The sequence below is a fragment of the Candidatus Bealeia paramacronuclearis genome (genome assembly GCF_035607555.1).
GTDB classification, from domain to species: domain Bacteria; phylum Pseudomonadota; class Alphaproteobacteria; order UBA9655; family UBA9655; genus Bealeia; species Bealeia paramacronuclearis.
Window position 1 is genome coordinate 354,774 of the sequence record NZ_JAVHWZ010000001.1, and the last position, 13,699, is coordinate 368,472.

Genomic DNA, 13,699 nt, shown 5'->3' on the forward strand with positions numbered 1-13,699 from the left:
AATTTCTCTTATACCACCCTCTTAAGGGTTTGAGAATGCAAAGAATGAGATCCTGTTAGAAAAACGCAGAGGTGGGTTGTAATTTTTTGTTGCAATACAGTGGTGAGCATGCCAAGTTTATGAGATTAATCTTTTTTGGTTAAAAAAGAGTTAATGTTTGTACAGTACTGTTTAACAAATGAGGAATGACCTATGTCATTAAAAAAACAAAGCCATTTGGCCGTCGCGCCTTATATTTCGGCGTCTCAAAACTTACCAGAAGCCACATTACGAACTTTTATTTTGGGCTCTCTTTTAGCCGTTCTTATGGCAGGTGCAAACGCCTATCTTGTCCTTAAGGTGGGTATGAGTGTTTCCGCTTGTATTCCTGCAGCCGTCATTTCCATGGCCGTTTTAAAACTCTTTAAAAATTCAAACATCCTTGAGAACAACATTGTTCAAACTGTAGCTTCTGCCGGTGAAGCGCTCGCAGGCGCATTGGCTATGATTCTTCCCGCTTTAATTCTCATTGGCTATTGGCAGTCTTTTTCGTTGGTTCTGACCAGCAGTATCATTTTGATTGGAGGAGGCCTTGGCGTTTTATTCACTGTTCCCCTTCGTCGTGCGATGATCGTTGAAGGTGAGCTCAAGTTTCCAGAAGGTGTTGCCACCGCTGAAGTTTTAAAAGCGGGCGATAAATCCTCAGAAGTTGGACTTTGGGACCTTTTGACGGCAGGAATAGTTGCTGCAGTTATTAAATTTGCCCAAAGCGGATGGCAAATTGTGGCGGACAGCATTAACTTTTGGACACGTTCTGGAAACACAGTTTATGGTGCTGGCGGAGGATTTTCTCTGGCCATTACGGGTGCCGGATACATCATTGGATTTCATGCCAGTGTGGCTATCTTCACGGGATCTATTATTGCGTTTTACATTGGTATTCCCCTTTACAGTACAATTATGGGTGTGCCCGCTGATGCCAGCTCGGCTTATGATGCCGCCATGACCATTTGGAATACAAAAATCAGAATTGTTGGTGTGGGTGCCATGATTTTGGGTGGCCTTTGGACAATTGTAGAGCTCTTACCCTCCCTTAAAAAGGCGATTGTTTCAGCCGGAAAAGCTATGCGCAACGTGAAAGAACGCGGACAAGATAGTATTCCCCGGACGGACCGTGATATTCCTATTTCTTGGGTTGCTGGAGGCTCTGCGCTTTTTGCAGTTCCGCTTTATGTAATCCTGGATTATGTTTTGGAGACCAGCCACATTGATATTGGAACAAGTGGGTATATTTTCACAGGGCTTGTCCTTCTTGTGATTTCCTTTCTGCTTTGTTTCTTTATGGCTGCAGTCTCTTCTTATATGTGCGGTCTGATGGGATCTTCGAATAACCCTATTTCTGGGACAATGATTATGACCGTGATCATTTTGTCTTTCACTCTTATGCTGATTTTAGGATCTCATATCAACTTCACAGTTGATCCAGAGGCCGCTTTGAGTGCAGCTGCCATTGTGATTCTTATTACTTCCATTGTAGCATGTGCAGGGTCATTAGGCGGAGACAACATGCAAGATCTAAAATCTGGCCAACTTGTGGGATCAACGCCTTGGAAACAGCAGGGTATGCTTATGGTGGGTGTGATTGCCTCAGCCATTGTTGTAGCTCCTGTATTCCAACTTCTTTTTGAAGCTTACGGTATTGGAGACATAATGCCACGAGAAGGCATGGATCCAGCAAAAGCTCTGAGCTCACCAAAGGCAGCCCTTATGGCTGCCCTTGCTAAAGCCATCTTCACACACACAATGGATTGGCTCATGATCGGAATTGGTATGGCTGTTGCGCTTGTGACCATTATGGTGGATAAAATGTGCATTGCGATGAATTCTAAATGGCGTTTCCCAGTTCTTGCTATTGCAGTTGGAATTTATCTTCCACTCGATGTCACATTCCCGATTTTATTGGGTGGACTTGTGGCCTGGTTTGTAGATCGCAGTATTGCTAAGCAAAAAGACGCCTCCAAAAAATCACTTGAGAAAGAAGAAGCCAATGCGCGAAAAAACGGTATGCTCTTGGCCTCAGGACTGATTGCGGGAGAAGCCGTGGTTGGAATCTTGATTGCCATTCCTTTCGTAGCTTATCAAAGCACTGACGTCTTCAAGTTTGTCCCGGCCTTTATCGAGCCATTCCGTGAGCAACTGGGTCTTTTGATTACAGCCCTGGTGCTTTATTGGTTCTATAAAGCTGCAACAAACATGAAGAAGGTGTAAAATCTTCGTGAACAGAAAAAAGCCTTCCTTCGGGAAGGCTTTTTTTTTAGATTTTGTCGCAAATATTTTAAAATTTATTTATCAAAAACAAATATACATTTTAGTTTCAAGATTTTTTTACTGACGCAATGCAACAATTGTCTTTTTGCTAATCTGTTGTCATGCTGAAATAAATTCAGCATGACAATTCACGGACATGATGTTCCCTATTTTTTGAGGAGTCCCTAGTGAATTTTAGAACAGTCTTGCGTCCTTTTTAAAAATGAAATATTCTTAAAAAATAATTATAAATAAGAGATTTTTAAACTCCCGATGCCATCCTCCCCGTCTGATGAGGTGATCAGTTATCTCGAATTCGAAGATAACCGTTTTCTTCCTGAACTTTTTGGATTTCAAGATCGTAATTTGAAATTTATTGAAGGTGAACTTCAGGTTAAAATTTCAACACGGGGCAATCAAGTTGCGATCAAAGGCTTAAGTGATGCTGTTGACACAACCCTTCAAGCCCTCAATACGCTTTATGATAAATTGAAAAATGGCCAGAATCTTGAAAAGGAAGATTTACCGATTGCACTTAGACATTCGGGTCGCATGGCTCAAATTCCAGAATCTGCCGTTTTGATGACAAAAAAACGCCCCATTTCGGCCCGAACCCCCATGCAAGGGGAATATATCGAAGCGCTCAAAACAAATGAGCTCGTCTTTGCAGTAGGTCCTGCAGGAACTGGAAAAACGTATTTAGCGGTTGCCGCGGGCGTTGCTCTTATGCTCGAGGGTCAGGTTGATCGCATCATCCTCTCCCGCCCTGCTGTTGAAGCCGGAGAGCATCTCGGGTTTTTACCCGGAGATTTAAGGGAGAAGGTCGATCCTTATTTGCGCCCTCTTTATGATGCTCTTCACGACATGTTGCCTCATGATCAGGTCGCACGAAAACTCGCTATTGGGGAAATTGAAATTGCACCATTGGCGTTCATGCGGGGGCGAACTCTTTCTAATTCTGTGATCATTTTAGATGAGGCTCAAAATACAACACCCGTTCAAATGAAAATGTTTCTGACGCGGTTGGGGCACAACTCTCGAATGATTGTAACGGGAGATTTGACACAAATTGATCTTCCCATGGGATCGACTTCCGGATTATCGGAAGCCGTTCATAAACTCAAGGACGTGAAAGGCATTGGATTTGTCCATCTGACAGACGCAGACGTTGTCCGCCATCCACTGGTGGCTCGCATTGTGCAAGCCTATGAACGTAGGGAAATATGAAAAATTATTCTCCCATCCCTGGCGTAATTATCAGTTTTTCTGATTCTGCCTGGCAACAAAGCCTTCCCGATTGTGAGGGGCTGGTTCTTCAAGTTATGGAAGTGGCCATACCCTTTATTCCCTTTGATTTGCGAGGAACTGAACTCAGCGTTTACTTGACGGATGATGAAGAAATCCAAGGGCTTAATAAGGATTATCGCGGGAAAAACAAACCAACCAATGTGCTCTCCTTTCCACAAGGAAATGTTCCCAAAGGACCCAATGGTGAGGTCCATCCTTTGGGCGATATTGCGATGGCTTACGAAACCTGCTTGCGGGAAGCTGATCACGAAGGCATTCCTTTTAAAAATCATTTCATTCATCTTTTAATCCATGGTCTTTTGCACCTTTTAGGATATGATCATGAAAATGAAGAAGACGCCGAGAAGATGGAAACATTGGAAGTGCAGATTCTTCAAGCTTTACATATTCCTAACCCCTATCTTGCAGAGGAAAGTTAATCTTCGATGTCATTTGTTGATCGTTTGAAAAAAATTATACGCAGACAAAAAGATTCCGATTCCACATTACGCGATACGATTGAAGGATTGATAGAAGAAGACAAAACCTTCAATCCCTCTTTGGCACCAGATGAACGAGCGATGCTTGCTAATATTTTAAAGCTGCGAGATTTAACGGCAGAAGACGTTATGATCCCAAGAGCTGATATTGTTGCTATTTCCCAAAGCAGTACACGGGAAGAAATTTTAAGCACATTTCGTTCGGCAGACGTGATGCGTCTTCCCATTTTTCATACCAATCTCGATGATATTTATGGCTATATTCATATTCGTGATTTAATTGATACGACCCCTGAAAACTTTAATTTGGCCAAAATTACACGCAAAATTGAAGTCATCGCACCTGCCATGGGTGTTTTAGATCTCCTTCTTAAAATGCGCCTTTCTGGAGAACGATTGGCCATGGTTGTTGATGAATATGGTGGCATTGATGGACTTGTCACTATGGGAGATTTGGTGGAAGAAATCGTAGGAGACATTCAAAATGTAGCCGACAGTTCGCTTCCTGATCAAATTTATTTTCGTCCCGATGGCGTAGTCATTGTTGATGCTCGAATTGAAATTGAAGACCTTGAAGAAAAATTGGGACCTATTCTCGCCACTGAAGATCGCGATGAAGATATCGAAACTTTAGGGGGACTTGTCTTTGCATTAGCTGAACGCATTCCTCAACGCGGAGAGCTCATTACCTATGAAGGCCATAACCTTGAATTTGAGATTATTGAAGCCGACCCCCGACGGATCAAACGCATCGGTATTCATGGAATTGCACCCCAAAACTCAGGGGCCTAAAATGGAAACCAACCATAAAAAATCTTGCTTTGAATTTTTAAGAATTGGGCCCGGAGAGACCTTTGAAAATCCGGAAAGCTGGACTCCCAGTACGCGTTATTACATGGGTTTGCTCGAGGAAAAAGAAGGCCAGGATCTTTTCTTTAGTTGGAACTGGCCAGGATTTTTTCTTTTTCCCTATTGGGCATTTTACAGAAATATGTTTCTTTTTGGAACGTTGGCCATTCTTTTGATTGGTGTTACTTGGCCCATCAGTCATATTCTGGGCGCTCTCATTGCCAATCCCCTTTATCTTCATTTTGTAACACACAAGGTCGCTTTGGGCAAAACACAAAAATCTGGAATTTCATGGCTTAACGGGATTTTAGCAGCCTTTGGCACATTTATTATAGGGGGTATCCTTTTCATTGTCATGCTGATGACGCTCTATCATAATCTGAGTTCGACATAGCCACGCGCGACTTTAATTTACCCCCCTCCCCCGAGCTATTATTAATCTGAGGCCAGTTTAATTTGCATCAATTCAAGCGTATATTTGGGATTTGAGATCATCTCATAAGGGACTTTGCAAAAGCCATTAATCCCCCATTTTGGGCCCCACGAATTGTTCACAAGAAATGTTTGAGCTTTGCGATCGTAACCCACAATTTTCATTTCATGTCCCCCTATTCTCTTTTCGTGATTTTGGGGAATGGTCACGATCCCTGTTTTTTCAACGGAGGGTGATTCAAAGCTTTCAAACAAATCCATAGCGAGCAGTACCAATTTTCCGCTTGAAATGACTTTTTCTATTTTTGCGGGCGCCAAAGAATTCACATCAATCAGGGAGACATTAACCCTAACTTTAGAAGCATTCAGAGCGGCTTCCGTAAATGCGTCTTTAGTGGGGGTTTGCGTAAATTTTACCGTATTGTAAGGATAAGTATGCTCATAGGCCCACCCCCGTTGATAGGATAAGAACGCCGTTCCTGCATCAGTCCCTGTGTCGCTAATATCCCCTTGCATCCCTAAAACATCCCGATATCCAAAAAGACGTGAGTAAAAAGGAATAGTCTTTTTAATCTCCTCAATATCGGGTGAGGTTGTTGATATTTCTGTTTTGAGAGAAGAATAATGATAAGTTGGGTGTGAGGGTGAAGCATTGGAGACCCACCTCAAGGACGAACTTGAAATCCATTTCATATAATCGGAAATTGTTTGCTTGATTGTCTCGTGATTTGCAACTTTAATAACAGAGGGATCTGTTTTTTCCTCCTCAACTTTGGTTTCAAAAATTTTTGCTCTGGTTTTGTTTTGGAGAGATTGAAGATCTCCTCCTTGCTTTTTGAATATATCAAGTGTTTGAAGCGCATGTACAGATCCTGAAAACGCATTGATAACGCAAGACCCCAAAGATCCTTGATCCAGAGTTGTGCAAGCTGCAGATAAATCGAAAGCTTCAGGGGTTGAGTCTTTAACAATTTTAGGTGCATATTTTCTGACACTTCTGAGTTCCTCTTTCTGCTCTTTACGGGCCTTGTGCAGTGCAGTAATGACAAACTTTTCATTCTCAGCCATGGGTTTCCAACCCTTAGATTGGACTGCAAATGTATCGCAAGAAAATAAAAGGGTCGTTCCCAATGAGATGAATGTGAGTTGTTTAATCATGAGCCTCTCCTTTACTTTTATCGAGACCTCATTTTAATTATAATTTTATAATATTAGATGAATTTTAAATAAAACTTTATTTGATTTTTGATTAAAATTAGAATTTAAATTGCTTTAATTGTTAATGCTGATGGTCGTGATCGCCTTCGTGACCACATTGGCGAAGCGCACGCTTGTGCCAAAAAAGACTCAAGCTGAAAAGCCCGAGACTTGCGTAAAGCTGATAATCCCAATCATACCAAAGGCAAACGGCGGCAAGTATCGAGACAACAATCGCAACACCCAAGGGAAGATAAGCCTTTTTATGGCGAAAACTATGATAAGCCATAAGCCCCAGCGTAATTAAAAAGAGTGCGCCAATAAAGGGAAATAAAAACACATCATCGCGGCAGATTTCAAATCCTAAAAGTCCTAATGCGCCCGTATAAACAGGAATGCACAAAGGACACGCCGCACAAGTCAAAAGAGAGAGAATTACGGCTCCCACTCCACTTAATGTTTCCAACCATTTTTTCGAATCAAATTCCATTTTTCACTTTTTTTCAAAAATACATAGTTTGTTAACCATTAATCGTCATAATGAAACTATAGAGTGGTTGTTGCAAGATGGTTTTATCAAAAGGGTGGTTAAATTTTTTTGATGTTGTTCTTCAGATCCATTGGTGTTTTTAATATAGTAGGTTTTAATTTTTTTATTAATATATTATTTTTGGTGATTTATTACGTTTTTTGTGATTTTAATGGTGTTGGTTAAGGCTAAAAAAGCTGTTACGCCGATTCTTGAATGGTTTTTGGATTTATAAGAATCGAGGCCAAGTGCGTGTTATATTTGTTTTTGGTAATTACTGCAGTAAATCAAAGGGCCCCTCAGTTCAGGGGCCCTTTGATTTTGAGTGCAGCCTTTCTCGTAAAACAGGGCGACCTCATGAAAATTTTTGAGTGAGGATATTGGAAAGGATGTTGTCATCCCAACCGGCCATTTTTCTAAGCCTTTTAATACACGAGTTACGCAGTTTGCAGCAAAAGGGTGGGAATCTAAGCGAAAGACATGAGTTTTGTTATTTCTCTAGAGATATCATGCTTAATAACATCCCACTGCTGCTGATAAAAAGAGAAGCCTCCAGCAAGTCGTCTTTTAAATCTTTGAATCCAAGCCGAAATGGCAAGAAATATATGATTTCTTTGGGCTCGTCCCGTGCGAGACTGACAGCGTTCAAGACCGCATGTTTGCTTTAATTCCCGATGATAAACTTCGATTTTCCAACGCGATTTCATGACCAGTTCAATATGATCACGAGAGGGATTATCCCTATTGGTTCCGATATAATCCGTGCGACCGTTTTTGGCAACAAACCGGAAAACAGTAATCCATCCATATCCGCGTAAGTGAACTTTCAGTCCTTCATCTGGAATGTCCAGCTTTTCAAGAGTTTCTCCACGATTCACTTTCCTGTTTTTCTTCAACCCCATCACCCATGTCCAGCCTATGGATTCAATGGCCTTCAGATTATTCAAGCTCGAGTACCAAGCGTCTGCAACCACGTCATCCGGATTTATCCCTCTGTCTTGAGCCAGCTTTAACATTTCCCTGAAATGGTCATTCTTGCTTTTGCCATCGCTGGCTTTATCATAAATACGATAATCAACAGGAATAGAGTCATGACTCCTCAGGCCATGCCATACCAAATTGACAAGACCTATCCCCGCAATAACATCATGGGCATTCCCAGAATACTGATAATGCACAAGCTCTATCTTCTCGCTCCGATTTTTATCCAAAATTGTATCGTCACATACTAAAAAACAAGGTTCTTTCTTGTTAATAAGAGATTGAGTAAGATTCCACACTCCGCTCGGACGCAATGCACTAGAACTCAACCATCGATTGACGCTGTCATGCGACAATGGAATCGGTGACACCTCCGAAAGTGCCAACCCTGAATAGCGCACACTGCTGGCTTGTAAAAATGAACGATAAAGTGATTTTGTGCATTTGTGTCGAGACATCATTTCTTCTCATTTAATAAATATTCCCTCTCACCTTATCTCTTCTCTCTTCTCCTGCAAACTGCGTAACTCGTGTAATAGACTGACGCTTCATTTTATCTTTGGTAAGCTGTGGATTCAAGGATGAGGTGCAACGTCTTGTATGCTAATTAGCATTGATCAAAAGGAGACGTTGTGATGAAAAAATATAAGCATTTGAGCCAAGTAGAAAGAACTCTGATATCCCATTATCATGATAAAAGACCATTGCATAATTGAGGGATGAGGAGAGAAAGGATATACTGAGGAAAGTCCGAAAAGCAGGAGTGATCGAAAATGTCCTTTTTAAATCGTGAAGCCAGAGAGCGTTTAAAGAACAGTCAACTTATCCAAGCTTTTAGCCTTATCGACTGGGAGAGTGTAAAGCAAAATATGGGGAAACTAGGAAGATCTGGCTATGGCCCCAATGGGTACGTACCAGTCAATTTACTGAAGGCGTTGATTTTGCAGGCTTGGCATAGCTTAAGCGATGAGGGGTTGGAAGAAGCCTTGAGGGTTCGGTTGGACTTTATGGTCATCACGGGGTTGGAAAAGGTGCCTGATCATACGACGCTCTGTCGATTTCGCAACTTGTTGATCAGTCAAAACCTTTGGGAATACCTCCTTGCAATGATCAATTATCAACTAGAACAAAAGGGATTAAAAGTGAAAGAATCCCAAGGAGCGATTATAGATGCGACGCTTATCGAATCAGCGGCACGTCCTCGGAAAGAAATGGAGGGGATGGCTGTTGATCGTGAAGAAGACAAGGAATATGCTGTTGAAGAGCAGGTAACCCTTTCCAAAGATCCAGATGCCACATGGCTTAAGAAGGGGAAACGGAGCTATTTTGGGTACAAAGGCTTTATGGTCATTGACCAGGAGGACGGATATATTGATCAGGTTCACGTGACGCCTGCGCATGTCTCTGAAGTGAGAGAGTTGGAAGAGGTTGTGAAGAAGCGTCGAGATAAGAGGCTTTATGGAGACAAAGGGTATGCTTCCCAAGGAAACAAAGACTTGCTGAGGTCTAAGGGGATTAAGAACGGGTTGATGGAGAAAGCGAAAAGAAATAAGCCCTTAACCCATTGGCAAAAAGTATTTAACCGGATGATTTCGAAGATTCGATATAGGGTGGAACAAGGATTTGGAACCTTAAAACGAAAATTCAAATTCACGAGAGCATCCTATTTTACAACACCCAAAGTTCAAGGACAAATGGCCCTAAAAGCCATAGCCTTTAACCTCTTAAAGGCCACAAATAAGGTTGCTTATGGATAAATCAGGCGAGTTAAGTGAGTATTTGAGCAAAAAAAGAACAAAGAGACGAAGAAAAATATCATCCCCCTCAATTTAAAAAACTCAAAAATTAGCTTTTCAGGACCTCAGTTGGAATTTTTATTAATTATGCAATGGCCTTTTTAATTGTATTTTTCTCGCACTCTGATCCCCACCTCTGGTGAGACAAAGGAGGAGAGCTCTCCGCCCAAACGGGCCACGTCTTTCACAAAGCGGGAAGCGATGAGTTGATAAGGCTCTGAGGCCATGAGGAAGAGTGTTTCTATGTGGGGCGCTAATTTTCGGTTAGTACCAGCCATTTGAAATTCATATTCAAAGTCTGAGACGGGCCTGAGTCCTCGGACTAGAACTCGCGCCTTTTGAGTTTCTGCAAATTGAACAAGCAGATTATTAAATCCTAAAATTGAAATCTCTTTCTCTTCAGGATTGGGAAGGGATTTAATTTCTGTTTTCAAAATCTCAATGCGTTCTTCAAGCGAAAAAAGAGGCCCTTTTCCGGCATTTTCCGCAACCCCAATGACAAGCTTATCGAGAAGGGGCAATGCCCGGCTAATGATATCCATGTGACCGAAAGTTACCGGATCAAATGTGCCGGGATAAACGCCAATGAGAAGGGGATTATGAGGCATCTTCAGGGGCATCCCGAACGATCCCTGCGTCCTCAATGATCTCTTCCTCCTCAGAAGATTCATCTTCGGCCAAACGTGCCACAGAGACAACATTCTCTCCATCGCTCACACGGAAAAGGGTGACGCCTTGGGTTTTTCGACCTGCCACGCGAATGTCATGAACGGGGCAACGAATGAGCTGACCGCCTGCAGTCACCAACATGATGTGGTCCGTATCAAGAACCGGGAAGGAGTCCACAACGCCGCCGGTTTTGGCGGTCACATCCATGGAGGCAATACCTTGCCCACCACGATTGGAAACGCGATATTCGTAAGATGAGCTTCTTTTTCCAAATCCATTTTCACTGACGGTCAAAATAAATTCTTCCTGAGTTTCCATTTCGGCTAAGCGTTCTTCAGACAAGACAACATCGGTTGTGGCAATTTCTGTACCTTCGACTTGGCGTTTTTGTTTGAGGAACGCATCGCGCTCTTCAATGGTAAATTCGCCGCGCTTCAAGATCGACATTGAGACAACTTCATCGTCTTTTTTAAGTCGAATTCCGCGCACACCCGTTGAAGAGCGGCTTGCAAATTGCCTGACGTCTGTTGCTTCAAATCGGATACAGCGTCCTGATTTTGTGGTCAGAAGAACATCCGTTTCATCTTCACAAGAGCACACAGAAATCAACCTTTCCTCACCCTCAAGTTTCATGGCAATTTTGCCGTTGGAGCGAATATTGGTGAAATTTGAAAGCGCATTCCGACGGACATCTCCAGAAGACGTCACGAACATAATGTGCATATTCTCCCATGCGGTTTGATCTTCGGGCATCGGCATGATGGTTGTGATCGTCTCCCCTGTTTCTAAGGGCAGAAGATTGATCATAGCTTTTCCACGTGCCTGCGGATTTCCAAGAGGAAGTTTGTAAACCTTCATCTCAAAAACGCGGCCTTTGGAGCTGAAGAACAAAACAGGTGTGTGTGTATTGAGAACAAAGACTTGTGAGACAACGTCTTCATCGCGTGTCGCCATGCCTGAGCGCCCCTTGCCCCCGCGTTTTTGTGCACGATACGTGCTCAAAGGCACCCTTTTGATATATCCGCCCAAACTGATGGTGACGACCATATCTTCTTTTTGAATGAGGTCTTCTTCGTCAGCGCTGAGCTCAAAAGGTTGGATTGCGGTTTTGCGTGGGGTTGCGAATTGATTTTTTACATCGATCAACTCATCCTTCAAAATTCCAAGAAGACGAACGCGGGAGGAGAGAATCTCGAGATAGTCTTTAATTTCTTCAACAATAGCGCCGAGTTCATTGGCAATTTTATCCCTCTCCAGACCCGTCAAACGATGCAAGCGCAAATCCAAAATGGCTTTGGCTTGAAGTTCAGACATTTGATAGGTGCCATCGATAATAGGGAATCCGGGTTCATCAATGAGGCGAATTAAAGGATCCACATCAAGGGCAGGCCAACGCTTGGACAAAATCCGCTCACGCGCCGTTTGAGGATCGGGTGCGGTGCGAATTGTCTGGATCATCTCATCCAAATTCGCAACGGCCAGAGCCAAACCAATCAAAACGTGAGAACGCTCTCTCGCTTTTTTGAGCTCATAACGGGTGCGTCTTGTGATGACTTCTTCCCGGAATTCAACAAAGGTCTCAAGGATGTCTTTGAGGCCCATTTGTAGCGGTCTTCCGCCCCGAAGCGCCAACATGTTAATCCCAAAGCTTGTTTGCAAAGGCGTCATAACAAAAAGACGATTTAAGACGACTTCAGGAATGGCATCGCGCTTGAGTTCAATTACAACGCGTACACCGTCCCGATCGGATTCATCCCGAATGTCGGAGATGCCTTCAAGTTCTTTATTGCGCACAAGTTCGGCAATGCGCTCGATCATGCGGGATTTATTAATCTGATAGGGAATTTCGCTGACGATAATGGCAGGTCGATCTTTGCGGACGTCTTCAATGTGTGTGCGAGAGCGAATGGTAATGCTGCCGCGTCCTGTTTTAAATCCGTTATAAATTCCGCGTGTTCCAACGATAATACCCCCGGTTGGAAAATCAGGACCATGAACATAGGTCATAAGATCTTCTAAGGTAAGATCCGGATTATCAATTAAAGCACAACAGGCATCAATGAGTTCGCCCAAGTTATGCGGGGGGATATTGGTGGCCATACCGACCGCAATTCCGCCTGCGCCATTAACAAGTAGGTTGGGAATGCGTGTGGGTAAAACCACTGGCATAGTTGTCGTATCATCATAGTTTGGCATGAAATCGACTGTTTCTTTGTCGATATCAGACAGCAAGAAATGAGCCGGCTTGGAAAGTCGTGCTTCTGTATAACGCATTGCGGCAGGCGGGTCGCCGTCCATAGATCCGAAGTTTCCTTGACCATCGACTAAAGTCACCCGCATGGAGAAATCCTGTGCCATCCGGACGATGGTGTCATAGACGGCTTCTGTTCCATGAGGGTGATATTTTGCGATCACATCGCCCACGATACGCGCAGACTTTTTGTGGGGTTTGTTGTGATCAAAACCGGATTCATACATCGAATATAAAATGCGTCGATGTACGGGTTTGAGTCCATCACGTGCATCAGGAATAGCACGACTCACGATCACGCTCATTGCGTAATCAAGGTAGGAGTTTTTCATCTCCTCTTCAACGGAAACAACTTGAATTCGATTTTCTAAAGTCACGGGAAATCCTTGTTACTGTGATAGGACAGAAGGCAGAGTTTCGTCTGAAAATGGCTTAAAAAGGCATTTCATCGTCAAGCACGGCAGCCATGTCTTGGGAGCCTCCGAAAGGATCGAGTTCTGAACCTTGACTTCCAATGCTATAGTTATCGTTATTGCCGCCGCCACCTTTGGAATCCAACATTGCCATCTCGCCCCGGAATTGTGAGAGAACAACTTCCGTTGTGTATTTTTCTTGGCCGGATTGGTCGGTCCATTTGCGGGTTTGCAGTTGTCCTTCAATATAAACTTTTACACCTTTGCGAAGATATTTTTCACACACATCCGCCAAGCCTTTATTGAAGACCACAACCCGGTGCCATTCTGTTTTTTCTTTGCGCTCGCCCGTCATTTTATCTTTCCAGGATTCAGACGTTGCGATGGAAAAGTTTGCGATTTTGGATCCATCTTGCGTGGACCTGATTTCGGGATCTTTTCCTAAATTTCCGACTAAAATAACTTTGTTCACACTGCTGGCCATAGGCGTCTCTCCATCTTTAAAATGC

At 43.1% G+C, this 13,699-nt stretch carries 12 protein-coding genes; 6 read left to right on the plus strand and 6 right to left on the minus strand.

The window, feature by feature from the left end; translation table 11 throughout:
• Nucleotides 1–192 precede the first annotated feature (192 nt).
• The 5 genes from Bealeia2_RS01840 to Bealeia2_RS01860 all read left to right on the plus strand — a co-directional run bounded on the left by Bealeia2_RS01840 (nt 193) and on the right by Bealeia2_RS01860 (nt 5,316).
• A complete protein-coding gene (locus Bealeia2_RS01840; protein ID WP_331255459.1) occupies nt 193–2,247 on the plus strand; it encodes an OPT family oligopeptide transporter in 2,055 nt (684 codons plus the stop codon).
• 312 nt (nt 2,248–2,559) lie between these two features.
• Nucleotides 2,560–3,513 carry a PhoH family protein gene (locus Bealeia2_RS01845; protein ID WP_331255460.1) on the plus strand — a complete coding sequence of 318 codons (954 nt, stop codon included), beginning with the start codon at nt 2,560–2,562 and terminating at the stop codon, nt 3,511–3,513.
• Nucleotides 3,510–4,013 carry an rRNA maturation RNase YbeY gene (gene ybeY, locus Bealeia2_RS01850; protein ID WP_331255461.1) on the plus strand — a complete coding sequence of 168 codons (504 nt, stop codon included), beginning with the start codon at nt 3,510–3,512 and terminating at the stop codon, nt 4,011–4,013. Before Bealeia2_RS01845 ends, ybeY begins: the two co-directional genes overlap by 4 nt.
• A 6-nt stretch (nt 4,014–4,019) precedes the next feature.
• The gene (locus Bealeia2_RS01855; protein ID WP_331255462.1) at nt 4,020–4,865 is read left to right on the plus strand and encodes a hemolysin family protein; all 846 of its coding nucleotides are present in this window, start codon (nt 4,020–4,022) and stop codon (nt 4,863–4,865) included.
• Nucleotide 4,866: 1 nt separating this feature from the next.
• Nucleotides 4,867–5,316 (plus strand): hypothetical protein, encoded by a 450-nt coding sequence (locus tag Bealeia2_RS01860; protein ID WP_331255463.1) that lies wholly within the window; start codon nt 4,867–4,869, stop codon nt 5,314–5,316.
• Between the two features lie 41 nt (nt 5,317–5,357).
• On the opposite strand, the gene Bealeia2_RS01865 is transcribed toward Bealeia2_RS01860, so the two are convergent.
• From Bealeia2_RS01865 to Bealeia2_RS01875, 3 genes are all read right to left on the minus strand, one after another.
• Nucleotides 5,358–6,512 (minus strand): C1 family peptidase, encoded by a 1,155-nt coding sequence (locus Bealeia2_RS01865; RefSeq protein WP_331255464.1) that lies wholly within the window; start codon nt 6,510–6,512, stop codon nt 5,358–5,360.
• A gap of 121 nt (nt 6,513–6,633) precedes the next feature.
• Nucleotides 6,634–7,041: a hypothetical protein gene (locus Bealeia2_RS01870; protein WP_331255465.1), complete on the minus strand. Its 408-nt coding sequence runs from the start codon at nt 7,039–7,041 to the stop codon at nt 6,634–6,636.
• A 506-nt stretch (nt 7,042–7,547) separates the two neighbouring features.
• Nucleotides 7,548–8,519, minus strand: coding sequence for an IS701 family transposase (locus tag Bealeia2_RS01875; protein ID WP_422388038.1), 972 nt, complete (start codon nt 8,517–8,519; stop codon nt 7,548–7,550).
• 315 nt (nt 8,520–8,834) lie between these two features.
• Between Bealeia2_RS01875 and Bealeia2_RS01880 the strand changes: the two genes are divergently transcribed.
• Nucleotides 8,835–9,818: an IS5 family transposase gene (locus Bealeia2_RS01880; RefSeq protein WP_331255236.1), complete on the plus strand. Its 984-nt coding sequence runs from the start codon at nt 8,835–8,837 to the stop codon at nt 9,816–9,818.
• Nucleotides 9,819–9,958: 140 nt separating this feature from the next.
• Here Bealeia2_RS01880 and coaD read toward each other — a convergent pair whose 3' ends face one another.
• From coaD to ssb, 3 genes are read right to left on the minus strand one after another with little or no spacing between them, the layout of a single operon-like run.
• Nucleotides 9,959–10,477, minus strand: a complete 519-nt coding sequence (coaD, locus tag Bealeia2_RS01885; protein ID WP_331255466.1) for a pantetheine-phosphate adenylyltransferase — start codon at nt 10,475–10,477, stop codon at nt 9,959–9,961.
• Nucleotides 10,455–13,154: a DNA gyrase subunit A gene (gene gyrA, locus Bealeia2_RS01890; protein ID WP_331255467.1), complete on the minus strand. Its 2,700-nt coding sequence runs from the start codon at nt 13,152–13,154 to the stop codon at nt 10,455–10,457. Before gyrA ends, coaD begins: the two co-directional genes overlap by 23 nt.
• A gap of 55 nt (nt 13,155–13,209) precedes the next feature.
• On the minus strand, nt 13,210–13,674 hold the full coding sequence (gene ssb, locus Bealeia2_RS01895) for a single-stranded DNA-binding protein (RefSeq protein ID WP_331255468.1): 465 nt from the start codon (nt 13,672–13,674) through the stop codon (nt 13,210–13,212).
• Between the last annotated feature and the right edge of the window lie 25 nt (nt 13,675–13,699).

Coding starts and splice junctions, on each gene's coding strand:
- Bealeia2_RS01870 (WP_331255465.1), bottom strand. CDS start 7,041: ATGGAATTTGATTCGAAAAAATGGTTGGAAACATTAAGTGGAGTGGGA.
- ybeY (WP_331255461.1), top strand. CDS start 3,510: ATGAAAAATTATTCTCCCATCCCTGGCGTAATTATCAGTTTTTCTGAT.
- Bealeia2_RS01840 (WP_331255459.1), top strand. CDS start 193: ATGTCATTAAAAAAACAAAGCCATTTGGCCGTCGCGCCTTATATTTCG.
- Bealeia2_RS01865 (WP_331255464.1), bottom strand. CDS start 6,512: ATGATTAAACAACTCACATTCATCTCATTGGGAACGACCCTTTTATTT.
- coaD (WP_331255466.1), bottom strand. CDS start 10,477: ATGCCCCTGAAGATGCCTCATAATCCCCTTCTCATTGGCGTTTATCCC.
- Bealeia2_RS01875 (WP_422388038.1), bottom strand. CDS start 8,519: ATGTCTCGACACAAATGCACAAAATCACTTTATCGTTCATTTTTACAA.
- ssb (WP_331255468.1), bottom strand. CDS start 13,674: ATGGCCAGCAGTGTGAACAAAGTTATTTTAGTCGGAAATTTAGGAAAA.
- Bealeia2_RS01880 (WP_331255236.1), top strand. CDS start 8,835: ATGTCCTTTTTAAATCGTGAAGCCAGAGAGCGTTTAAAGAACAGTCAA.
- Bealeia2_RS01860 (WP_331255463.1), top strand. CDS start 4,867: ATGGAAACCAACCATAAAAAATCTTGCTTTGAATTTTTAAGAATTGGG.
- Bealeia2_RS01855 (WP_331255462.1), top strand. CDS start 4,020: ATGTCATTTGTTGATCGTTTGAAAAAAATTATACGCAGACAAAAAGAT.
- Bealeia2_RS01845 (WP_331255460.1), top strand. CDS start 2,560: ATGCCATCCTCCCCGTCTGATGAGGTGATCAGTTATCTCGAATTCGAA.